23 protein-coding genes are annotated in these 23,097 nt (G+C 52.1%); 4 read left to right on the top strand and 19 right to left on the bottom strand.

What is annotated here, in order from left to right; translation table 11 throughout:
• Window positions 1-179: 179 nt before the first annotated feature.
• Window positions 180-1,493, top strand: coding sequence for a transcriptional regulator (locus NST69_RS13530; RefSeq protein WP_340953237.1), 1,314 nt, complete (start codon window positions 180-182; stop codon window positions 1,491-1,493).
• A 74-nt stretch (window positions 1,494-1,567) separates the two neighbouring features.
• Here the strand turns inward: NST69_RS13530 and NST69_RS13525 are convergent, their stop codons facing one another.
• The gene (locus NST69_RS13525) at window positions 1,568-2,449 is read right to left on the bottom strand and encodes a LysR family transcriptional regulator (RefSeq protein WP_076077906.1); all 882 of its coding nucleotides are present in this window, start codon (window positions 2,447-2,449) and stop codon (window positions 1,568-1,570) included.
• Between the two features lie 120 nt (window positions 2,450-2,569).
• On the opposite strand from NST69_RS13525, the gene NST69_RS13520 reads away from it, so the two are divergent.
• Window positions 2,570-3,469, top strand: a complete 900-nt coding sequence (locus NST69_RS13520; protein ID WP_340953240.1) for a DMT family transporter — start codon at window positions 2,570-2,572, stop codon at window positions 3,467-3,469.
• Window positions 3,470-4,000: 531 nt separating this feature from the next.
• Here the strand turns inward: NST69_RS13520 and NST69_RS13515 are convergent.
• The 8 genes from NST69_RS13515 to NST69_RS13480 form a co-directional block, all read right to left on the bottom strand.
• On the bottom strand, window positions 4,001-5,488 hold the full coding sequence (locus tag NST69_RS13515; protein WP_036728772.1) for a DHA2 family efflux MFS transporter permease subunit: 1,488 nt from the start codon (window positions 5,486-5,488) through the stop codon (window positions 4,001-4,003).
• 42 nt (window positions 5,489-5,530) lie between these two features.
• Window positions 5,531-6,154, bottom strand: a complete 624-nt coding sequence (locus NST69_RS13510) for a TetR/AcrR family transcriptional regulator (RefSeq protein ID WP_036728776.1) — start codon at window positions 6,152-6,154, stop codon at window positions 5,531-5,533.
• Window positions 6,155-6,349: 195 nt separating this feature from the next.
• Window positions 6,350-7,126 carry a stalk domain-containing protein gene (locus NST69_RS13505; RefSeq protein WP_342549587.1) on the bottom strand — a complete coding sequence of 259 codons (777 nt, stop codon included), beginning with the start codon at window positions 7,124-7,126 and terminating at the stop codon, window positions 6,350-6,352.
• Between the two features lie 99 nt (window positions 7,127-7,225).
• Window positions 7,226-7,993, bottom strand: a complete 768-nt coding sequence (locus NST69_RS13500) for a M15 family metallopeptidase (RefSeq protein ID WP_342549586.1) — start codon at window positions 7,991-7,993, stop codon at window positions 7,226-7,228.
• A 69-nt stretch (window positions 7,994-8,062) separates the two neighbouring features.
• On the bottom strand, window positions 8,063-9,397 hold the full coding sequence (locus NST69_RS13495) for an FtsW/RodA/SpoVE family cell cycle protein (RefSeq protein ID WP_342549585.1): 1,335 nt from the start codon (window positions 9,395-9,397) through the stop codon (window positions 8,063-8,065).
• Window positions 9,397-9,729: a PadR family transcriptional regulator gene (locus NST69_RS13490; protein ID WP_036694109.1), complete on the bottom strand. Its 333-nt coding sequence runs from the start codon at window positions 9,727-9,729 to the stop codon at window positions 9,397-9,399. Before NST69_RS13490 ends, NST69_RS13495 begins: the two co-directional genes overlap by 1 nt.
• A 183-nt stretch (window positions 9,730-9,912) precedes the next feature.
• Window positions 9,913-11,367: a DHA2 family efflux MFS transporter permease subunit gene (locus NST69_RS13485; RefSeq protein WP_209871028.1), complete on the bottom strand. Its 1,455-nt coding sequence runs from the start codon at window positions 11,365-11,367 to the stop codon at window positions 9,913-9,915.
• A gap of 66 nt (window positions 11,368-11,433) precedes the next feature.
• Window positions 11,434-12,003 carry a TetR/AcrR family transcriptional regulator gene (locus NST69_RS13480; RefSeq protein WP_036728785.1) on the bottom strand — a complete coding sequence of 190 codons (570 nt, stop codon included), beginning with the start codon at window positions 12,001-12,003 and terminating at the stop codon, window positions 11,434-11,436.
• Between the two features lie 208 nt (window positions 12,004-12,211).
• Between NST69_RS13480 and NST69_RS13475 the strand changes: the two genes are divergently transcribed.
• The gene (locus NST69_RS13475; protein WP_342549584.1) at window positions 12,212-12,655 is read left to right on the top strand and encodes a DUF4395 domain-containing protein; all 444 of its coding nucleotides are present in this window, start codon (window positions 12,212-12,214) and stop codon (window positions 12,653-12,655) included.
• A 174-nt stretch (window positions 12,656-12,829) separates the two neighbouring features.
• Here the strand turns inward: NST69_RS13475 and NST69_RS13470 are convergent, their stop codons facing one another.
• The 7 genes from NST69_RS13470 to NST69_RS13440 form a co-directional block, all read right to left on the bottom strand.
• Window positions 12,830-13,360: a hypothetical protein gene (locus tag NST69_RS13470; protein ID WP_339257469.1), complete on the bottom strand. Its 531-nt coding sequence runs from the start codon at window positions 13,358-13,360 to the stop codon at window positions 12,830-12,832.
• Window positions 13,361-13,475: 115 nt separating this feature from the next.
• Window positions 13,476-14,351, bottom strand: coding sequence for an NAD-dependent epimerase/dehydratase family protein (locus tag NST69_RS13465; protein WP_342550173.1), 876 nt, complete (start codon window positions 14,349-14,351; stop codon window positions 13,476-13,478).
• A gap of 368 nt (window positions 14,352-14,719) precedes the next feature.
• Window positions 14,720-15,709, bottom strand: coding sequence for an ROK family protein (locus tag NST69_RS13460; RefSeq protein WP_339256418.1), 990 nt, complete (start codon window positions 15,707-15,709; stop codon window positions 14,720-14,722).
• Between the two features lie 233 nt (window positions 15,710-15,942).
• Window positions 15,943-16,728 carry an ABC-2 family transporter protein gene (locus NST69_RS13455; protein ID WP_340941048.1) on the bottom strand — a complete coding sequence of 262 codons (786 nt, stop codon included), beginning with the start codon at window positions 16,726-16,728 and terminating at the stop codon, window positions 15,943-15,945.
• Window positions 16,729-16,736: 8 nt separating this feature from the next.
• Entirely contained in the window at window positions 16,737-17,531 is a 795-nt protein-coding gene (locus NST69_RS13450; protein WP_036730060.1) for an ABC-2 family transporter protein, read from the bottom strand.
• 70 nt (window positions 17,532-17,601) lie between these two features.
• Window positions 17,602-18,657, bottom strand: a complete 1,056-nt coding sequence (locus NST69_RS13445; RefSeq protein ID WP_036728804.1) for an ABC transporter ATP-binding protein — start codon at window positions 18,655-18,657, stop codon at window positions 17,602-17,604.
• A gap of 75 nt (window positions 18,658-18,732) precedes the next feature.
• The gene (locus tag NST69_RS13440) at window positions 18,733-19,515 is read right to left on the bottom strand and encodes a GTP cyclohydrolase II (protein ID WP_340953248.1); all 783 of its coding nucleotides are present in this window, start codon (window positions 19,513-19,515) and stop codon (window positions 18,733-18,735) included.
• A gap of 160 nt (window positions 19,516-19,675) precedes the next feature.
• Here NST69_RS13440 and NST69_RS13435 point away from each other — a divergent pair, with 160 nt between their 5' ends.
• Entirely contained in the window at window positions 19,676-20,002 is a 327-nt protein-coding gene (locus NST69_RS13435; RefSeq protein WP_036728810.1) for a helix-turn-helix domain-containing protein, read from the top strand.
• Window positions 20,003-20,098: 96 nt separating this feature from the next.
• On the opposite strand, the gene NST69_RS13430 is transcribed toward NST69_RS13435, so the two are convergent.
• The 3 genes from NST69_RS13430 to NST69_RS13420 are packed head-to-tail and all read right to left on the bottom strand — an operon-like array spanning window position 20,099 to window position 23,093.
• Window positions 20,099-20,980: an ABC transporter permease subunit gene (locus NST69_RS13430; RefSeq protein WP_076077863.1), complete on the bottom strand. Its 882-nt coding sequence runs from the start codon at window positions 20,978-20,980 to the stop codon at window positions 20,099-20,101.
• Window positions 20,977-21,969 carry an ABC transporter ATP-binding protein gene (locus NST69_RS13425; RefSeq protein ID WP_342549577.1) on the bottom strand — a complete coding sequence of 331 codons (993 nt, stop codon included), beginning with the start codon at window positions 21,967-21,969 and terminating at the stop codon, window positions 20,977-20,979. Before NST69_RS13425 ends, NST69_RS13430 begins: the two co-directional genes overlap by 4 nt.
• The gene (locus NST69_RS13420; protein ID WP_342549575.1) at window positions 21,966-23,093 is read right to left on the bottom strand and encodes a hypothetical protein; all 1,128 of its coding nucleotides are present in this window, start codon (window positions 23,091-23,093) and stop codon (window positions 21,966-21,968) included. The genes NST69_RS13425 and NST69_RS13420 overlap by 4 nt, the downstream gene beginning before the upstream one ends.
• Window positions 23,094-23,097 lie beyond the last annotated feature (4 nt).

Raw genomic sequence — 23,097 nt, 5'->3', positions numbered from 1 at the left:
CCCTCCTTTTCATTTTAAGACTTTTTAAGAACACTTTTATCGTACTGGCATTTTTATACCCTGTCAAGAGATATTAAGACATTTTAAGAACATTATTTCAGAGGCTGCCGGAACATTGTAATATCACATTTATTGTGATATAACTCTTTTGATTGAACTGTTCATGAAAGGAATCTATTATGACAATCAAGCTGGGTATTATCACGCCAGAGTCCCATATGGATTATTTCCGCGCCATTGAAGAAGAAATGCGGCCCCTATGCCAGTTCCGCTTCCTTACCATCAGCAATTTCCGGGAAACAACGGACATCTATCTCAAAAACCTGGATTCGGTGGATGGATTTGTGATCAGCGGGAGGATGCTTTACGAGGCCATTGACAAGGAATACCTGGATGACAAGGTACCTGTTCACATTTTGCATGATGATGAGAACTTGCTGTACAGGGAGCTTTTCCGGTTGCTGGTTACAGAGCCTGGACTTGATATCTCCCGGATCTATGTGGATTATGCGTATATCATCGAGTCTTTCAGCGAATTCCAGCAATACCTGACTCATGAAGGAAAGCCCGTGAACAGCGGAAATCTGCTGGAGCGGGTGGAGACCATGCTGGAGAACCATATCACGCTATGGGAAGACAAGAAAATAGATCTGTCCATCACGGCCTTCGGCCACTTTGTTCCGGAACTCCAAAAGCACGGCGTCAAATATATCTTAATTCGGCCCACTTTGGAGAGCGTTAAAGAAACCATCAGCGAGATCATCAACGAGATTACCATTCTCAAGCTTAAGAACCAGAGGGCAGTGGTTGCGTGCTTATCGGTCCAAAATGAGCAGCACTTCTCCGAAGAGGAGCTTCATGAGCTGAAAGTCCTTGTCGGCCATTTTCTGCGTAGCGTGAATATGGCAGACACGGCCCAAATCTCAGAAGGCTATGTCAGACTGTACACCACCTTCGGCCATTTCATGAGGATCACCTCTAACGCTCATAACTGTTCCCTGCTGGAGTATCTGGAGGAGCGTATACAGGGCAAGGTAAAGATCGGCTGGGGCTCGGGGCATGAATATTTTCAAGCGAACGTCAACGCCACCAAGGCTCACAGACAGGCGGAAGCCTATACGGGCAGCAGCAGCTTTTTTATAGACGAGAATCAGAAGGTTGCCGGCCCCATGCGGAGCATGAATGTCATCCAGTTCTCCGAGCAGGGGGACCCGGAAATCCTTGCGTTAGCCAAAACCATCGGAATCAACAACATCAATTTGCAAAAAATCATATCTTATGCAGAAATCATGCGAACCAATAAGCTATCCTCTGAGGATGTTGCACAGTGCCTGTCCATGACCGTTAAAGGTGCAAACCGAATTCTTAACAAAATTGAGGAAAGTAAACAAGTACAAACGGTATTTGAAAAGAGGGACAACAGTAAGGGGCGTCCCAAAAAATACTACGAGCTGTTGTTTCTCGACCATGAAGGGCGCAAATTAAGCGAATGATACGCGGATACGTATTGGCAAAAAGGCATGTTTTCTATTTTGAAAACATGCCTTTTTTTCGCTTTTTCAGCAAGTTAAATGGCTCCTTGGCTGGAAGACCAGTGCTGCACATGCTGTAAGAATCGCCGCGTGGCAGGTGAAGCATATTTCATCGAGTTGACTGCGATGCCCAGGGAACGGAAGCTCCGCTCCTCCAGCTCAAGCATGGCTACACGCTCATACTGGAACCGGGTGACCAGCTCTGGAAGGATGCTGATGCCCAGGCCTTTTTCCACCATGGCAATAATGGCGTAATCGTCCCCGGCCGAGAACTTGATGTTCGGCTTAATCCCGGCCTTCTCCAGCACCCGCTGCACATCATAATCCGAGCCGGGCTTCGGAATGATGAAGTCCTCGTAGGCGATCTGGGCCAGCGGCATATAAGGGGCCTTACTCAGCGGATGGCCGAGCGGGAGGATCGCCAGCATCCGGTCCTGCTTCAGCGGAATGACCTCGAACCGCTCCCTTGTCGGCAATGAGAGGAAGCCGCAATCAACCACCCCAGCCTCGATCCACTGCTCAATCTCCAGATAACCACCCTCCATCAGCTTGAACTCAATGTACGGATATTCCTCACGGAACTGCTTGATGATATCCGGCAGCCAATGCACAGAGACACTGGTGAAGGTGCCGATCGTGATCGTCCCCGTCTCCAGGCCGTGAATATCCGTTACCTGCTGCTTAAGCTGCTCATTCCAATTCAGAATCTCCCGGATCGGCTGAAGCACCTGCTCCCCGTTCACCGTCAGCTTCACGCCCGATCGGCTGCGCACGAGCAGCGGGAACCCGAACTCCTGCTCCAGACTGCTGATCGTATGGCTGATGCCGGATTGGGTAAAGCCCAGCGCCTCCGCTGCCTTCGTAAGACTGCCCAGCTCCACCACTTTCAAGAACACCTCGTACTTAATCAGACTCATGTCCAGCCCCCTCATTTAGCATGACAATTTCTCATGTATCCTATGATAAACATTCAGTTACCTTATGTATTCGAGCGTATTATACTATACTCACTTGAAATAAAGAAGGATGATGACTGAATGAAGCCGCTTAAGGCCGAGCTAATGCTCATTGTAGTAACACTGTTCTGGGGCTCCTCCTACCTGTTCATGAAGCTGGGACTGGGTACACTGGGAGAATTCAATCTGATTTCATTGCGCTTCGGGCTTGCATTCATCCTGGCGGGACTACTGTTCCGCAAACGGCTGCGCAGTGTGGATGCCAGAACCTTGAAATACGGAGCCTTGCTCGGCTTCCTGCTGCTTGGCGTATTCACCTGCATCACCTTCGGGCTGAAGACGACCACGACCTCTAATGCCGGATTCCTGGTTGCGTTGACCGTTGTCTTTGTTCCTATGCTTGAGGTTCTGGTGTTTAGAAAAAAAGTCGCGCCCCCGCAAATCTTCGGCACTGTGCTCGCCATCAGCGGCATCGGGTTGCTTACGCTTAACGGCTCGCTGCAAATCCAGCCTGGTGATCTCCTCTGCATTCTGTCAGCAGTATTCTATGCGGTGCAGATTCTCGTGACGAGCCGGGCGGTTAAGACCTGCGACTCACTGAATATCGGCATTCTGCAGCTCGGCTTCGCCGGGGGCTATGCCCTGATTCTATCTGCTATCTTCGAGACGCCTTCGCTACCGTCCACCCTCCCGGGCTGGATCGCGATTCTGGCTCTGGGGATCTTGTGCAGCGCCTGCGGGTTCATCCTGCAGCCGGTGGCCCAGAAGTATACTACACCGACCCGCACTGGTCTGATCTTCGCCCTTGAGCCGGTATTCGCTGCCTTCTTCGGCTACTTGTTCGTACACGAACAGCTTTCGCTCCAGGGCTACACCGGTGCCGCCCTTGTGCTGCTGGGCATTCTGGCCTCTGAGCTGCTGGGCAAGCTGCATATGGTTCCTCCGGCAAGGATGCTGAAGAAGCGGCGGGCGCATCTGTAGCTCTTCTTCTGCTAGATTGAGTGGAAATGGAACAAACATCTTAGACATCCGTCCACTTTTGGGGCATCCTACGAATTCAGGGGCACTAGTGCTCTTCATTTGCTCCTTTCGCCCACATCCCGCGAATTCAGGGGCACTAGTGCTCTTCATTTGCTCCTTTTGCCCACATCCCGCAAATTCAGGGGCACTAGTGCTCTTCATTTGCTCCTTTCGCCCACATCCCGCAAATTCAGGGGCACTAGTGCTCTTCATTTGCTCCTTTCGCCCACATCCCGCGAATTCAGGGGCACTAGTGCTCTTCATTCTTCTACCTTCAGCCTTGAGCTGGTCCAGCATCCTCCCATGCACCCCCTCACCCGCACATTGTATTCAGTTTTCCACATACATCCGGCTCGCACCCATGGCCCCTCTATATCTCTTATCCCCACCTGAGCGTTCAAAAAGCACAAAAAAACGTCCCCCTGCCAACCGGCAGTCAGGGACGTTCTTTGTTAGTCTATAACATGTGTCGCCTATAACAGCTGTGACCGATTAATGCCCCATCATCATAGCGGCATCTGTCTGCTGTTCTTCAGGAGAAGGTGCAGCGCCTGCTGTCTTCGGACGGCGCAGAATCAGACTGAGGACCACTCCGGCCACGGCGATGCAGCCCGAGAGGAAGAAGACATCCCCGAAGCCCTGTACGGCAGCGGCAAGCGGATTGCTTCCGGCCGTCATTTTACCCATATGCACCGCAATCTGGCTGGTCAGGTACCCGGTCATGCCGGCAACAGCGAACGATACCACAACCTGCTGGGCAGCGGCGGTAAGCGGGGTAACCCGGTTCACCCATTCACGCGGCGCAGAGTTCAGAACATGGGTGTTGACCGGCATCATCGACAGACCCATTCCCAGGCCCATCATGACCAGAGACAGTATAATAACAGGAAGGCTGGTGTCTACTGTAACTCCTGAGAGCAGGAACAGTGCCGTCGATATAATACTGAGACCTACGAACACTAGCGGACGCGCTCCGATCCGGTCGAACAATCGGCCGCCCAGCGGCATCCCTACTCCGGAAGCCAGCGCCTGCGGAAGCAGGATCAGCCCGGTCTCCAGCGGTGTGTAATTGCGGATCTGCTGGAGGTACAGCGGAACGAACAGCATGGAGCCGAACAATGCCGCCTGTGTGACCCAGGACAGAATAATCCCGCGCGTAAAGTCCGAGGAACGGAAGACGCGCAGCTCCAGCAGCGGATGCTTTTGCAGCAGTTCAACAATGACAAAGACGATCAACGCGGCTCCCCCAACCGACAAGCCTAGGATAGCCCCGGTTGAAGTCCAGCTCTCTCCGCCGCCCTGATTGACGCCATAAGCCAGCATCGAGAACGCGAGCGGAGCCAGAATGATTCCGAGGATATCGAGGTGGGCTCTTCCCTTTTTCTCGGTCACCGGCAAATACTTAAGGCCAAGAATAATACCTACAATACCGATAGGCAGGTTAATCAGGAAAATCCAGTGCCAGCTCACATACTCCACCAGATAACCTGCGAGGATCGGGCCAAGGGCCGGAGCCAGCAGCATTGGAATACCGAGCATCCCCATGATCGAGCCTCTGCGTTCTGCCGGAGCGAGTCTGAAGACCATCGCCATCCCGATCGGAGCGACCATGCCGCCGCCAAGACCTTGAATGACGCGGAACAAGACAAGCTGCCCCGAAGTCTGAGCTACCGAGCATAACACAGAGCCAAGCACGAACATGGCAATGGTCGTTAGGAATACCTGCTTGGACCCGAACCGGTCGGTCATATAGCCTGCCAGCGGAATTACAGCAGCGAGCGCAAGCGTGTAGCCGGTAATCGCCCATTGAACAGTCTTCAGGTCCGTATCGAAATACTGCACCAGATTCGGAACGGCCACATTGACTGCGGTGCTGTCCAGAATAACCATGATCATGCCGACAATAATCGCCAGCAATGATGGAATTATAGCTCTCAGCGAGAACGGCGCCTCTGCGGCGGCGGTGTTACTTGGATTCATAGGTTTTGACATTCTCTTGTCCACTCTTTTCTCTATTCATGATTAGTTATACTTGTGAAAATACAGCTCAAACAACCCGTCAATCTGCTCCTCCAGCGGGGCCAGCTTGAAGATCTGCTGAAGATCCTCACGCTCCTTGGGGAGACTGCTCACCATAATCACCGGAAATACGATGGCCCCGTAGATCTGCATCGTCATCGTCATCAGCTTGTCACGGTCCTGCTCTCCGGTAATCTCGGCAAGTGCATCAAGAATCCGTTCAATTCTCATCAGCTTGGAATATTTCGCATATTCATCGTGGGAGCCCATAATATGGTGTCTCTGATCCAGCATCTGCCGGGCCATCCCGGGATAACGGCTAAGATTCATAATGTAACGGGTAAAAAACAGCTTCATGCGCTCCTTCGGCGGCAACGAAGTGTCCTCCAGTGCCTTAAAAGCATCGTCAAAGGTCGCCACGAGCTGCTTCACAGCATCGCCGAACAGCTTCTCCTTGGAGCCATAGTGGTAGTTCACCAGGGCCAGATTGGTCTCAGCTCTTGCCGCGATACTGCGCAGGGTAATGCATTGGAATCCGTCCTCACGGATCAGCGCAACCGTGGCATCGAGGATAAGTTGCTTCGTATCTTTATCTGAAGAATCAGCTTTGTTGCCCAATTTAACCATAATGCAGCTTGTCGCCCTCCTCTGTCACAGAATCTTAATCATTGATCTAATCAACGATTTAAACATTGTTTAATTCGAATTTAAAATTACTCTCTTTCCGGCGTTCTGTCAACAGAAAGTTAAAGGGAGAATTCCTGCAGCTATACTTAAGCCGTGGAATTCTCCCTTGGGAGCAGAGTTATGTCTTATGAGAATCTAGGATGGGGCCGGGCCGGCCAATACTTCACTGGCTGCCTGGACCGGCGTTAGAGTTAGCTTGGTGAGCTTGCCTGAAGCGCCCAGTTCCAGAGTCAGTACGGCCTCCGCTTTGGTGAAGGACAATACACTCACAATCGTGATTACTCCATCCTGCTGTGTGCTGGTGGTCGATTTCACTCCGCGGTAACTGCCCGCCAGCATGTTAATCCCTTCCCAGCTCTGCTGGAGAACCGGAAGAGCAGCGGGTTCTGCGTCCTTGGCGTAATACCGCTCCTTCAGTGCCGGATAGTTACCAGCTGCCAGCAGACCTGCTACGGCACTTGCCATTACCTCCCGTGTGTATACTTCAACCTGAGCGGTTTCCGGATTATAAGAAGTAACCAACCCGATCGCTGCAAAAAAAGACAGCGGCGCGTACGCTTTTTTTTGTTTTAACTCAAAGCCGCCTGTAAACGGTACTTTGTTCTTGCCGTCCAGCACAAGCTCCTTACCGGATAATCTGAACTGAACACTCTCCTGGAACCGTTCCAGCAGGAACGTCCCGGTAGCTCCGCTGAAGGTGACCTTATATTTGAGGGCCTCTACCGTCTCCCGCAGCGGGAGCATGACGTCCGGTCCGTTGGTATAGGCCGATGTCTCACCCGTCTGCAATTCCTGACTGTTCACGATAATCCTCAAGCTTCCGGCGGCACTAACGTTATTACTGGTCAATACACCTGCTCCTGCTGCAAATAACATTACACTAAGGAATACGGCTACGATTCTTTTGAACAAATCGATCCCACCTTTCCTATATTCGAATATTATGCACGCATGCTTCAGAGATTAACCTTGCATAATCCATTAACCGTTCTATACTGCTTTGGAACAGCTCTACTCCACTTTGAAGTTGAAATATTGCTTCGGGTAAGGCTCCTTGATCAGTGTGAAATGCCACCATTCCTTGGCGTACGGCTTGAAGCCCTGCTTCACCATCGCATCCTTCAGCAGCTTCCGGTTCGCATGTTGGGTACTGCTGATGAGATTCGTATTATAGTAAGAGATTTCGCCGAAAAAATCATAAGAACTGCCCATATCCACCAGCTTGCCTGTACTCTTCTGAGCCAGCGTCAGGTCGATCGTGCTACCCCGGGAATGCCCGGATTTCTTGGCGATGAAGCCCAGCTTGAACAGATTCCGCTTGTCCAGCTTCGGATAATACTGCGCCTTCATCTTCAGATCACCGGCGTCTTGTGACCAGCGCACGAAGTGATTAACGGCTTGCTGCGGACGGTAAGCGTCATAGACTCTCAGGATATAGCCTTTCTGTTCCAGATCTTCGCTAACCTTCTTTAGCGCAGCAGCGGCGTTCTTTGAGAAGATCGCGAGCGGGGCCTTATATCCATCCACCCTGGTGCCGGTAAAATTATTCTCACTATAGTAACGGATCTCATATTGCGCCGAGGGAATAACCTCATCCAGATAGACAAAACCGCCGGGGAGATTGTTTTTCTTCACAACTGTGCTTGGTGTAAACGGTGTCTCAGGAGTCACGGGTGCTGCTGTTGCCGTTGTCATGGCGCCCAGAAACACAGCCCCGCTTACAATTATTGCGCCTAACAGTAATCCCAGTCTTGTGCCTCTATATCGCAGCTTATTCACAATGTTTACTCCTCACCTGCCTCATCCCATATTTACCCTTCCAGTATACGGTGCAGCCCCAGGGAGCGTCTATAGCGAAGATGGAGCTTGCCCCGCTGGGAGCATATCTTTGCGCCTGTAGACCCCCATCAGCAGCCCGAGAGCCGCGAATTCAATGAACACATGCTGGCCGTAGCTCAAAAACGGGAACGGTATGGAGATCAGCGGCATTCTGCCGGTGAGAATAGTCAGGCCATAGATTAGACGGATGGAGAGCATCAGAGCCAGTGCCAGAATCAGTGCCCGTCCATAGGTATCGCTTACGGTGCGTGCAGAGGATAACATTCTGAGCACAAACCAGCAGACCAGCACAAGCAGCAGCAGGCCGCCGGCCCAGCCGAAGCTCTGAACCAGGTACACAGGGAAAAAATCTGTATACGGATAGGGCAAACGCTTATCTTCTGCTAACTCGACAATACCTTGTCCTCCCCAGCCTGCGGAGGTCAGGGTGCTGTGAATCATCCGGTTAAGAAAACCTACGCCATTCTCCGCATCATTGATAAATAAGTATCTGTTGAACCGGTCGCGCAAATACGTTTCACTCCAAACATAGAGGGCAAGGCCAGATACACAGCTTGCGGCAACAACCACCGCTCTGCCCCATCTCCGGGTAATCCACACATATAATGGTAAAGCAACCGCCAGATATACAACCAGTTCGGCAAAAGAAGGTATGACAAGATAGATGGCCGCAGGCAGCAGCAGCAAGCCTACCTCCTTCCAGTTTCTAATCCGGCTGCCTGAAGCATTCTGCACCCCGGGTCTTTTCAAGAGCCCTGCCAGTCCGACTATAAAGAGATAAGGACTATATCCAATGAGATCGAACGGGAAGCCCAGAATGAAAGCATAACGCCTCGTGCCGTTTATCATATTCGGATTAAACCACATACCGACGGCAATCAACAGCAGCGCTCCGCCATAGATCCACCCCGAAGCCCGCTGCAATTGCTTGAAATTGATAAAATACATGATAGCCATTACCGCGATCCCAAGAACAATGAACATACCCTGCCGCAGCATAAGGGCATCAGGAAACTTGTAATAATCCCCAAACCCCGCTTCCACAGCTGCCATCCCCAGCAGACTTACCGCCGACAACAGAATAACACCCGCCAGCAGCGACCAAGGAATCCTGGGCTTGTGAATCTGGTGCAGATCCCGGCCGATGGCCTGCGGATCACCCAATTGTGCAATTGCATACTGCTGCGCCTCTTCTTCGGATGCCCCCTGCTGCTGCCTCTCCGTCATCAGGTCGGCGAAATGTCCGCTCAGCTCCTCCCGGATCTCATCGTGCATTCCTTTAGCCTTTACTTCGGCGCACACCTTATTCAAATAGCGGTTTAACACCTTCTGATTTGGTTCCATCAGCCGCTGCCCTCCCCCAGAACGGTATCCATGGCACCCTTGAACAGCGCCCATTCCGCTTTCTTCTCCTGCAGCTTGTGCTTGCCCTCATCCAGTAGCCGGTAATACTTGCGTCTGCGTCCGTCTACCTCCATCCAATACGCTTCCACCCAGCGTTCACTCTCCATCGCATGAAGAATCGGGTAGAGCGTACCCTCCTTCAAGGCAAAAACTCCCTGCGAGCGCTGCTCCAGCTCCTTAATCAGCTCATACCCATACAGCGGCCTGTCCAGCAGCAGAGTGAGGATCATCGTCCCCGTGCTCCCCTTCAGCATTTCTTTGCTGACCTTCATCGGCATTTCCTCCTGTTTGTTTTGCCTATACATCGTTAATCTATGCTTAATATACAGTATTAACCAAATGAAGTCCAGCCTTTCCGGCATCCGCCTCCATACATTAACACGCACAAAAAAACCTCTCCCGCCAAATGGTTGCCCATTTTAGCAAGGAGAGGTTCTTATTCAATTCCATGATAATTAATGCATAGAAGCCTGAGTCTTGTGCGATACGATGACACGCTTAAGGAAGAACGCAATCACCAGACCTATAATAGCCATGACCATCCCGAAGATGAAGGCATTCTGCACTCCATGAGTGAAGGCAGCGCCGATGTTCAGCGGATCAGCCGGGTTAGTGACGGTCTGCATGTAGCTTTTGGAGCCGGAGGTCATGATGCTTACCGCCAGCGCTGTACCAATCGCACCCGCTACCTGCTGAAGTGTATTCATAATGGCTGTACCATGCGGATAGTATTCCAGCGGAAGCTGATTGATACCATTCGTCTGTGCAGGCATCATAATCATGGAGATTCCGATCATCAGCACACTGTGAAGCACGATCACGAAGACAACGGTCGAAGTAGCTGTAATTCCCGAGAAGAACCACAAGGAGACGGCGACGAGCGCCAGCCCTGGGATAACCAGCCATTTCGGACCGTATTTGTCGAACAGACGTCCCATGACCGGCGACATCAGCCCGTTGATGATTCCACCCGGCAGCAGCAGTAATCCTGCCTTGAAGGCTGAATACCCTTGTCCCTGCTGCAGATACATAGGAAGAATCAGCATCGAGGAGAGAATAACCATCATACAGATGAAGACCATCAGTACCCCAACCACGAACATCGGGAACTTGAAGGCGCGCAGATCAATCATAGGCTGCTTCATCGTCAACTGGCGGATACAGAACAGAATAAGGGCAATCGCACCGATCACGATGGCGATAATAACCTTAGGACTTCCCCAGCCTTCCGCTTCACCGGCACTGCTGAAGCCGTAGACAATACCGCCGAAGCCGAAGGAGGACAGAATAATGGACAGGACATCAATCTTAGGCTTCGTCACTTCCGTGACGTTCTGCATGAAGAGAATTCCGCTAATTAGAGCCATTACCAGGAACGGCAGGGACAGCCAGAAGATCCAGTGCCAGCTCAGGCTCTCAATCAGCAGACCGGCAATCGTAGGTCCAATCGCCGGAGCTACCATGATTACCAAGCCGATAAGTCCCATCGCCGCCCCTCTTTTCTCAGCGGGAATGATGATTAGAATCGTATTGAACATCAGCGGCAGAAGCAGCGCGGTTCCCATCGCCTGCACCACTCTCGCAGTGAGCAGAAACTCGAAATTCGGCGAAATCGCCGCAAGGAACGTGCCCAGAATAGAGAAGCATAAGGCAGCGACGAACAACTGTCTTGTGGTGAACCACTGCAGCAGCATCCCTGAGATCGGAACCAGAATGCCCAGCGTCAGCAGATAGGCGGTAGTCAGCCACTGCGCCGTCGATGGTGTAATTTGCAGGACATTCATAAGATCACTTAAAGCTACATTTAGGGCGGTCTCACTGAACATGCCGATGAAGCCGGCAATCAGCAGGGAGATCAGAATGGGTAAAGTCTTGAATTGCCGGGGCTTACTTGAACCCTTGTCAGTCATAGTTGCATTCACTCTCGTATCCTCCTGGTATCTGTGTATATCTCTCTAGGGTCTTGCGTATTACGGTTAAGCCAGTATTGCCGGAATGCACTCTGCTGCTGCTTCCAGCGGTTGAATATTTCTGCAGGTCAACGCCTGCAGCAGCGCCCCCTCGAACAAGGAGACCACCACCGAAGCTTTGCACTCTGCCGTTTCCTCCTGTACCCCCTCCCGGATCAGACGCTTCGCAATAATATCCTGCCAATCCCTGAAGACACACTGGCAAGCAGTGCGCAGCTCATGGCTGACACAGGAGGTCTCCACGGCTACCCAGAAGCTGAACGGAACCAGTCCTTCAAAAGAGGATTTCTCCGCCTCATTTGCCATAGACATGATGAAATTCTGCACAGCCTGAGCCGGCACCGCTTCACTCTCCATATAATGGCGCAATAAACGGGCTACCTCTTCACTAGTCCGGTTAATGCAGGTCAGGGCCAGCTCCTCTTTGCCGTGGGGAAAATAATAATACAAGGAACCCTTGGGCGATTCGCTGTCTTTAATGATCTGATTCAGTCCGGTAGCATGGTACCCCTGTGTAAAAAACAACCTGGAAGCCGTATCCACAATGGCTTCGCGTGCATTAGGCTTGTTCGACAAGCTCTACACTTCCTTATCTTGACGATCCAACCATTATAACAATTGGTCTACATAATAAAACCACAAAAAAACTCCTCCTGTCAATGGATAATAATATTAAATTTTAATTTTCACTGTTGGTTCATAAGACTTAAGGATTGCCACGCATCCGTTCTGCCGCTATAATCGAATTAAAATTAATTATTCCAATGTGAAAGGTGTGATTACAATGAGTCAAAAGCCTGCAATGCAGGGAATTCCCCGCCCGCTAGTGAAGCTCAATCAGGCCTTCATTGTCATATCTGTATTACTGGCCTTGCTCACAGGTCTCCACTGGATTCTCGCCTTCCCGCTTGCTGCCGGATTATCAGGTCTAATCTTCGGATATAATCCTGTCATCAGGCTCTGCAGTCCGCTGCTGACGAAACCGCGCTCCGCCTATGTGCTTGAAGACCCGGAGCAGCAGCAATTCAACCAGAAGATTGCCGTCTTCTGTCTGGCGGGCGGACTGGTCAGCTTTCTGGCCGGATGGACGATCACCGGATATATCTTCACCATGATGGTCGGAATCGCAGCAACGGTTGCCATTCTCGGCTTCTGCATCGGCTGCTTCATTCATTATCAGTGGAGAATGTACACTTACAGACGCAAGCAGGCCGGGCTTCACAAATAATCCGGGATTTCCTTCCTGCTGCATACCTCTACCCCTTGTACAGAACAGGCCAGCCAGTCCTTGCAGCAGTAGAACACTACTGTCAAGGCTTGGCTGGCCTGCGCCCCCATCCATATTAAGAATCAGGCCTTGGGAAGCGCCTGCCGGAATGAGACGGACTAAGGTGTAGCCCGTTCAGCGTTCCCTGCCTGCCACATCCCAGCGGTGACGGAACTTCTCGAGGCGCGGATGGACCTCAGCCGGCGCTTCGGAGAGCAGCAGACGCAGCTTGACGATCCACTCCTCGAAGGAGGAGAAGGAGGCGAACAGATTCGCCATATCTGGAGTCAGATAGAGAAAATAAGGCGCGGGGTAAATGTCGCTGATATGACGCAGTGCCGAATCCAGCGGGGTATACTTCTTACGCTTACCTTCGAGGCTCTCTACGGTGATGAAGGACTGTCCCTGCTCTTTTTTCCACGCATGCAGCCGGTCATCCCGCTTATACCAGGCCTTCACCGGCTCCTTCGTCATCCGCCGGACGGTTTCTTCATGCAGCGGGTAGAGCACCAGCTTCGTGAACTTGCGCTCCACTGCCGTCTCCGCCGCCTTAAGCAGCTCCATATCCGATATATGCTCGAACGAATCATAGAAGATCAGCGTTCCCTTACGCTCACTGGCTGGCGGGTCATAGCCATAAGGCATATGTTGTATGTCACGTGTCATCATATTACCTCCCGTGTATTACTGCCTATAGCATATCATGCTACCCGGGACGGCGTACAATTCTGCAAGCTTGTCATGAAAAAGCACTGCTGCTCATTTCCCTTGGCTTCATCCGCTAACCCAGCTCTTCACGGAACCATTCTATGGTTTCCCTAATGGCCCTCTTATACGATGTCGGATTGTATTCGGGGAACCGCATCATGAATTTATTATCATTCAGCAGAAGCGGATACTCGAATTCGTATAGAAGCTCATGGAATTCGCTTATTTCCTTATTGAACACACCGGCTAATCCGACTGCCCAGCTCGGCACCGCACAGCACTTTCCCGGACTGCCAGCCGCATGGTGGATATTCATCAGAAATTGCCGCCCCTCAATAGCTCCGGAGCCGGACACATGCCACTCCCCCTGCTCACCGCTCTCCGCCAGCAATACAGCTGCTCTGGCCGCATCCCGGATATAGACCAGATCATGCGGAACGTCCAGCTTCACCGGCCACTTAATCGTCTTTGCCTGGAGGGCTCCGCTAAAGATCGGTCCGAATAAGCGGTTCGTGACATTGGGACCGTAGTAATTCGGATATCGCGGAATCACGTAACGGAATCCCCGCCGTTCAGCCTCCGTCTTCAGCAGCTCCTCCAGTTGATTCCGCAGCTTCCCCTTGCGGGTTCGTGCCTCCTTCGGATGGCGTTCATCCGCCGGAAGATATTGGAGCTTGCCGTAACCGTAGATATTGCCCGGAAATACCAGGGTCTGGCCGGACTTAAGCTGACGGGTTACCCGCTCCAGCGCCTCTGGCATGACAGAGTACCAATCCTGATACGGTACATTAAGGCAGAAATAGACGGTTGTTACCCCATTCAGCGCTTCAGCAAGCACCTTCTCATTCCTTACATCTACTGCCGCCAGGGTCAACAGCGGGCCTCTCAGCCTGTGTAAAGCCTGGCTGGAACGGTGGTAGGTAGCCTTCACCAGTCTGCCCCGTGACAGTAATTCTGTGTGATGGAATGGCCCAGACCGCCATTGCCTCCAATTACGAGATTCATAACATTAACGGCTCCTTAACGAACGCATGAATACCTTCAGCAAGCTGCATGACGGTCCATTCAATCTGCCCGTGAGTATGGTTCGCAGTCATGATGAACCGGAATATCCATGTTGCTTCCTCAAGAGATGCAGGATATATATACCAGTAAATATGCCACTGTACCCAGTATACCGCCTTCAAGTTCCTGTATTCATTGGGTTAATTTGACGATTAATGTCGATTTCAAGCTTTTATATGGACATATGGTGAATTATTGAAAATCAATAGTTTTGCATCAGGCAGGTGCGGCCAGTAGCACGCGAATTTCCGCTCAATTAGAATGGTCTAGTTGTACATGCTTCTGTTTCTGATAAGCATATACAGCCGCACCCAGCGTACCTGCACGGCTGCCCAGTTCAGCCTGAACAATCCGGCACCGGCTTGCGGACAGCTTCAGCGCATGGGCATTTACAGTATCGCGGACACTGTTCAGGAGACGGTCTCCTGCTGCGGCCATGCCGCCCCCGATAATAACCAGCTCCGGGTTCAGCAGATTAATCACATTCGCCAGCCCGTATCCCAGCAGCTCCCCCGTCTCATGCATAACCTCAATGGCCAAGGGGTCTCCAAGATCATAAGCCTCTGAGATCATCTGCGCCGTAATCTGCTTCTGGGTCTGCTTGGTCCAGGTCTGAATCAGGCTGACCCTACCTGCCTCCAGCTTCTCCTTGAAGGTATTCACCATCCCCACCGCAGATACATACCTCCCCAGGCATCCAGAGCTTCCGCAGCGGCAGGGACGTCCCTGCCGGTACATATTCATATGCCCGATTTCACCTGCGCTGAAGGTTGTCCCATACAGCACCTTGCCGTCATGAACCATCCCGGAGCCGAGACCGGTCCCGAGTGTGAGCAGTATCAGATGCTTATGCCCTTGTCCGGCACCATGGTGCCATTCTCCGTAGAGATTAACCCGCACATCGTTATCTATGTAGACCTCGAAGTCGTAGTAAGGCTTCATTTCGTTGACCACATGGACCTGCTCCCAGCCGGGAAAATTCGGTGAGAAGACCGACAGGCCCTCCTCCGGGTCGAGCAGACCAGGGATTCCCATTCCCATACAGGCAATCTGCGACTCGTAAATTCCGCTTCCTGCACTTAGCTGTGTAACAGCAAGCCTGATCCGCTCCAGCACATGTGCCGGACCCTTCTGCGCTTCTGTGGGTATCGACAACTCCTCCAGGGCTGTGAAATGCTTATCAAAAAGGCCTGCCTTGATATTGGTTCCGCCCAGGTCAATGCCGACTATGTATTTATCCATTCTGTCCCATCCTTCTTTCCCTATTAGAATGCTGTACCTCTCTTCTCTTATTATGCGCTTTCAGCATTTAGATAAGTAGCATTTTCCGAGCATCTGGATAGTACGTTTCACTTGAAAGCGAACATCCTGCGGATAGCGATTGCTGTTATTTTATTGACAAAGAGGGCTGCCCCGGCAGCCAATTCAGAAGCTGCGGGACAACCCTCACTGTATATCTATTTCATTCCATTCTCTTAAGAACCGGCACCCTTGTACCGCTTGACGCCGAAGCTCCAGGCCATCAGGCCGATGCTGAGGAAGACCACGCCGACCAGCGGGGTCAGCAGGGCCATCGTCCGCATCTCATCGCGGTGCAGGAACAAGGCTGCCGGATAGATCCCGACAAAAGCAAACGGGATAATCCAGGTAAGCAGCACCTGAATCGCCCGGTTGTAGATCGTTACCGGATAACGTCCGTACGTCTGGATGTTATACATCAGCGGCAGAATGCCTGTAGGCGCATCCGAATAGAACGACAACGAGGTCAGTGTCGTATAGATCCCTGTATAAATGGCTACAGCGCTGAGCGTCAGAAGAATCAGCATCGGCAGGGTCCACCATTCAAACGGCAGGCCCAGATTGCTGCCGCTGATCGCCATGACAATCAGCCCGATGAAGGAGCCGAACAGGGATGGCGGGTCCACATTCTCCAGGAAGATCTGGAACAGGTTATGTGCCGGACGGGTCAGGATGCGGTCCATTTCGCCTTTGACAATATACCGCTCACTGAAGCCCCACATATTGACGAAGCAGCTGAACACGCCGAACGGAACCATGAAGAAGCCGTAGACGAACACCACTTCGTTCTGATTCCAGCCGCCCAGGCTGTCAGTATGCATGAAGATGACCAGGATGAAGATAAAGTTCGTCGCCTGGAACAGCAGGTCGGAGATGACCTCCACCCAGAAATCCGCGCGGTAGGTTAACCGTGTTTTCATATAATTCTTCAGGTATTCAATCAATAAGCCCAGGTAGTACATAGCTCAGCTTAACCCCCCTGCACGAACAGCCGCTGACGCGCTGCGTGATTTAGCCAGACAATCGGAATGAGCAGAATCAGGAACCAGATGACCTGGATACCCAGCACATTCCAGATGCCTACCCCCTGCACCCGGCCTGTAAATACTGAGCCCGGCAGATAGGTAATCGCTTGGAAGGGAAGAACTTTCAGCACGGAGGACAACCAGTCCGGGAATAAGGTAATCGGCACAATCAGCCCCGAGAACAGATCGACGACAACACGCTTCATGCGCATCATCCCCTCATTGTTCTCCACGAAGAAGGCAGACAGGCCTGTGATAATATTAATCTGCGAGCTGATCAGGAAGCTGAAGAACAGCATGACCAGGAACCCGGCCCAAGCCGAAGGCTCCGTAGGCAGCTGTACCGGAAACAGCAGAATGGCAATCACCATGCCCGGGATCATCAGCATCATGAAGCGGAACAGGCCTTCGCCGAGGCCCTGCATCATTTTGACCAGAACATAATTATAAGGCCGGATGAACTGGATCGCGATGCTTCCATCACGGATATCCGTGGAGATCTCCCGGTCCAGATTATTGAAGTAGAAGGCACGCGCCATCCAGGACACCGCCACATACGTGGTCATCTGCGCCCCGGTAAAGCCGCCGAGCGATTCACCATCGCCATAGATCGCTCTCCAGGTGAAATAGTTCACCCCGATATTGAGCGTGTAGATCAGAATCCCCGAATAGTAATTCACCCGGTAAGCAAGCATCGTCAGGAACCGGATACGGATAAAATCAAAATAAGCGCCAAGCAGCAGCCTCCGCCCATTCTCCCGGGAGCCGCCCGGAGAACCGCCGGAGGAGGGAACTGCCGTTGCCAGCTTCTCAGACATGGATAACCTCTTTCTCATCGCTGAGAGCGGCGATCCGCTCCTCCGGCTTCTCTGCCGAGCCTGACTGATAAATACTGCGGACGATGTCATCCGTGTTTGTTTCGATGATTTTGATGTCTGTAATATCGGCCTGTCCGACGACCCGGCCCAGCACATCCGATACATTCAGCTCCAGCGGAATCCAGACCTTCGCCGCCAGCTCATTCTCTGCGGTCCAGGTCACCGGCATGCCTTCCGTCCAGCCGATCAGCTGCTGCAGCTTCGTGGCTGTTCCGAACTGGAATTGCACCTCACGCCCGGTTCCCCAGCGCTGCTTCAGATCATCCAGACCTCCGTCATAGATAATCCGCCCGTCATCCAGCATGATGACCCGCGAACAGAGCGCTTCGATATCCTGCAGATCATGAGTCGTCAGCAGGATGGTTGTGCCATGCTCCCGGTTCATATCCTTCAGGAATTCGCGGATCTCCGACTTCACAACAATATCCAGTCCAATCGTGGGTTCATCCAGGAACAGAATGGACGGATTGTGCAGCAGTGCCGCTACAAGCTCGCAGCGCATACGCTGGCCCAGGCTTAATTTGCGGACCGGACGGTTCAGCAGATCCTGAAGCTCCAGGCGTTCCACCAGCTCATCCAGCCGTTTTTTGAAGTCCTGCTCGGACACGCGGTATACCTTGCGCAGTAGCTGGAACGACTCAATCACACCGATATCCCACCAGAGCTGGCTCCGCTGACCGAAGACAACGCCGATGTTCTGCACGAACTTCTCGCGCTCCTCGTACGGCACGAAGCCGCCGACAGTCAGACTGCCGGCGGTAGGGACAAGAATTCCGGTAAGCATTTTGATCGTAGTAGACTTCCCTGCCCCGTTCTCCCCAATATATCCGCAGATTTCACCTTCGGGAATGCTGAACGAGATGTCCTTCACTGCTGTTACTTCGGAATATTGCCGCTTAAACAAATCAGCGAAGGCCCCTTTGAGGCCCTCGCGGTTTTTTTGGACTTTGAAGGTCTTGCGCAAGTCCTGCACTTGTATAGCATTCATAGGTTACCTCACTAAGCTAAGTATTGGGTTCAGTACCCCATTATAATGGAACGGATGCATATCCGTCCAGCCTGCTTATTTAGCCACTCTTCCCTCAAAAAACTCTGCACCCGGCACAGCCTCCAGATGTCCGGAACGGGCCACCTTGGTCCGCAGGTACTTCTCATTGAAGGCCGATACGTCGCCCCATAGCGGCACCCGCTTCACTGTATTCATTCCGGCAGCCCGTAGTGCTTCCAGCTTCTTCGGATTGTTGGTGATCAGAGTCACCGGATGGCTGCGCAAATGCTGAAGCACACTAATCGCATCTGTGTAATCTCTGGAATCATCGGCGAACCCAAGCTCCAGATTGGCCTCTACTGTATCATACCCTTCTTCCTGAAGAAGATATGCCATTGCTTTGCTGAACAAGCCAATCCCTCTTCCTTCATGATTCGCCAGATAAAAGAGGGCCCCGGCGCCATGCTGGGCAATCATCTTCATCGACTGGTGCAGCTGGAAGCCGCAATCGCAGCGCTTGCTGCCGAAGATATCCCCGGTATGGCAAATGCTGTGCATCCGGATCAGCGCATCCTCGGAATGCTCGAAATCTCCGTAGACCAGGACACTGGACTGCTGTCCATCCGCAAGCTTCATCGATGACAACCGGCTGATGAGCAGCTCGGTAGCCTCCTTGCCTTCAGCGCGCTGAAGCTCTTCGTCCGTCACATTCAGCCAGCTGTACCATTTGAAGGTGATCGTCTCCCCGTCCAGATTGACAGGCAGGGTAATAGGTCCGACCAATATATTCGTGGAGTTTTCCATAGGAATCCGGTTGATTTTGTTCTGTAGTATAGATAGGATATCTGGGTTGATCATAAGAGCACCGTCCTAAAAGTTTGATAGCGTACGCTTCTTAGTAACTATTTGTAAGTTAGTTTATCATTGTAATATAACTTCGTCAAGTTATAATATATATTTAAATATTTATAATTACTTATTGTAAGTTTATGATATAATGAATGCTGAGGTGATCCTTATGAATGATTTTGAGATGTGCCCCCGGTTTGAGAAAGCGGTGGATGTGCTGAGTAAGCGGTGGGTCGCCCTGATCGTGTTCGTCCTGATGGATGGTCCGCGGCGGTTCGGAGAAATTGAGCATTGTTTGTCCAACCTTAGCGGCAAGGTTTTGTCAGACCGGTTGAAGGAGATGGAGACGGAAGGGATCATACAGCGCACTGTATATCCTGAGATGCCCGTACGAATTGAATATTCGTTAACCGATAAAGGTACGGCCCTGGCTCCCATTCTTGGAGAGATCGGTAACTGGTCTACGGATTGGATCGAGATCGGCGTGACCAAATGATTCCCGCACGGCACGCGAAGCAGCGCCCTTGAAGCTCCTGAACAGGAACCTTCGGGGCGCTGCTTTGTTTGATTTTATAATAAGCATGGTCGATTCCTACAGATCCTTACGCTGAAAGCGCAGAAGCCCCAGCCCAAAGATAACCACAGTGTAGATTGCAGCGTATACGACAAAGGTATTAGACGGAAATGAATTGAAATTCATCAGACTAAGCGCCCCGCTATCCATCGATAACATACCATTCATATCCTGTAAGCTGAACAGCTCGACAGTCATCCGGCGCTGCAAGGTATCTGCGGGCATAATCATCGAGATCATTCCGGTCAGATTATTCAGCACCTTCAGTCCGTCGTCCTCCAGTCTCAGCGAACCGCTAAGCTTATCTACCATCCCTCCGAGAAATCCCGCCCCGTAGAGCATTGTCATGAACACACCGTTGCCAAGCGCCGAGAATAGTCCTGAACCCAGCATGGATACGGAGATTAACAAGGGAACTACAGAGGCGAACAGCAGGAATGACTTCGCAAGCACGACTGCATCTCTGGGAACATTCGCGTGGGCACTTGTAATCAGCAGAATTGCAGTGAACAGAATGAGGGCATAGATCGTTCCCAGCGTGACAAAGCCCAGCCAGCGGCCAAGATACCATTTCCAGCGCGGCAGCGGCCGGGGTAACAGAGCCTGCATGACCCCCTGCTCCGCTTCACCAGCAATCACCGAGAAAGAGCTGAAGATCGCCAGAAAGGCAATAACGAACGCGCCGAAGAAGAAGCCCAGACTCAGAATAAAAGCGCCGTTCATGTACTGCATGAACAACCCGCTGCCATTTCCCAGCGTTCCGGCCCCTTGATCGTTCGTTCCTACGGTATCGGCCACAAACCAGAAGGCAATCAGGAACACCAGGGTAAGCAGGAGGGTTAGCAGCATCACTTTTTTGCGCAGCATTTCTTTCCAGGTCATTGCTAATATGGTTCTCATTCCTTCTCCCCCCTATGACTGAGCCCGGCTACCGCATCCATGAACCAGTCCTCCAGCCGTTCAGTCTGGCGGCTTACCTGGTACAGCGTCATCCCTTGCTCCACCATCAGCCCGTTCAGCCAGCCTGCCTGTTCCTCATGATCCAGCTCCGCCTCCAGCCACACGACGCTTGAATCTGACTCCTCCTGTGCCGGATCATAGCCCGATTTACCCGCCGCAGGCACGGATTGCCGGATGGATAGCCCTGTATGCTCATTAAGCCAGGACAGCAAAAAAGGCGTGTATCCGCCCACTTTGAAATGCCAGCTTGTCCGTTTGTTCAGCATCTCCGCTACTTTGCCGTGCCGCAGGACCGCTCCGTTACTCAGCAGAGCCATCCGGTCGCACAGCACTTCAACATCCTCAAGTAAATGAGAGTTGAGAAAAATAGTAATTCCCCGGTCCTTCAGCCGCTGCAGAATCTTCCGCACTTCCATTCTCCCGATGGGATCAAGGGCTGAAGAGGGTTCATCCAGGAACAGAATCTCCGGGTCATTCACCAGCGCACACGCAAGACCCAGCCGCTGCTGCATTCCCTTGGAATAATGCTTAACCCGGTCCCTTCCGCGCAGCCCGATACCTACCTCCTGCAAGAGGTGAGGGATTCTCTGATCCATGACGGATTTCGGAATCCGGCACAGCTTGGCATGAAGCCTGACCACCTCTTCACCGGTCAGCCAATCCTGGTAGCGGTACAGCTCCGGCAGATAGCCAATTTTCATTTTGGCTTCCATAGAGCCCAGCGGATGGCCCAGGATGGAAGCATGGCCGCCTGTTGGTGAGATGAGTCCAACCAGCATTTTGACAAAAGTACTCTTGCCGGCACCATTGGGGCCGAGGAAGCCGAAGGCTTCCCCTTTCCCCACAGTCAAGGTAACATCCCGGCAACCGCGCCCGTTCGGATAAGCTTTGGTCAAGGCGTTCGCATCAATCGCAGGGATACTGCTCATTGTGTGATCAACTCCTGTACCTTCTGAATGAACTGCTCGCGCTCAGGATAGAGGTCTCCGCCGGTAAGCTGCAGAACCTGCCCCTTCTGCACCCAGACAGCCGTGTAGCTGCTGCTGTTACTGAACTTCATTTCAGAAAGAATGACCTGCGTACCGGCCACCGTAATCTGTTCATCATGACTGCCCTTAATCAGCGGCATCGGCAGATCTCCGGACAAGATCCGGCTCTTTTGCAGGCTGCTTCTCAGATTATCTGGAATCAGCGGGAAGTTCACGACCGCATCAATCGCTTCGTCCAGATCCACAGAAGGATCTACGGTAACGACAGGTGTATTCATCTGTGATAAGGATCCCCAGTGCTGACCGGTGCCCAGATCATAATACACCTGCTCTGGGATATGAAGCGTAATCGGCTTGCCATCTACAGATGCAGGCAGCAGATTGTCCGAGCCCAGGCGTTTCAGTGCCTTGTTCACTTCATCCACCTTCAGGTTCAGTGTGATATCATGGGACCCGCTGACCTGAACAAACTTGACTGAATCCATAACGGCCCCCTTCAGCGGCTCGTAGCCCAGCAAGCCTTGGATATCCTTGAGCGGAACATTCTCCTTCATCTCACCATTGGTGATGGAGATGTCACCGAAGGCCTCAAGGGATTGCTCAATATTGCCATTGCCATTCTGAATTATCTGATAGAACATATCCCGCAGATCGCCTTCTTCAACAACAGTAGCCTCCTGCATCTTGAACTGGTTCAGCAAGGCTGCCATGGCTGTATTCCCTACCGGAGTAGCCAGAATTGCTGCGAAAATCGCTACGCCCGCTGCCGCAGCGGCCCACTTGCGGCTGCGGCTCATCATAGGCCGGCGTGACTTCCGCCCTGTATTCTGCACTGGCTCCGCTGCTGCAAGGTTACCCGCCTTAGCTGCCTGAAGCACAACATCTGCTTCCGGTTCTGTTCTATCTGATCTATCAGCCTTGACAGTCTGTTCCTCTATAGGGGTCTCTTGCTTGCCCCATGTAGCCCACACCGGATTGACCGGCTCGTCTTCCAGCTTCTCCTGTAATTTAGCCCAGGCCTCATCTGTGCTCTGGGGCTGTATCTGCCCGTTTGCTCTATTCATGGTT

It is taken from the genome of Paenibacillus sp. FSL P2-0089 (genome assembly GCF_038595095.1).
Lineage (GTDB): Bacteria > Bacillota > Bacilli > Paenibacillales > Paenibacillaceae > Paenibacillus_AQ > Paenibacillus_AQ silagei.
This window is presented reverse-complemented; position numbering and strand designations above follow the sequence as displayed.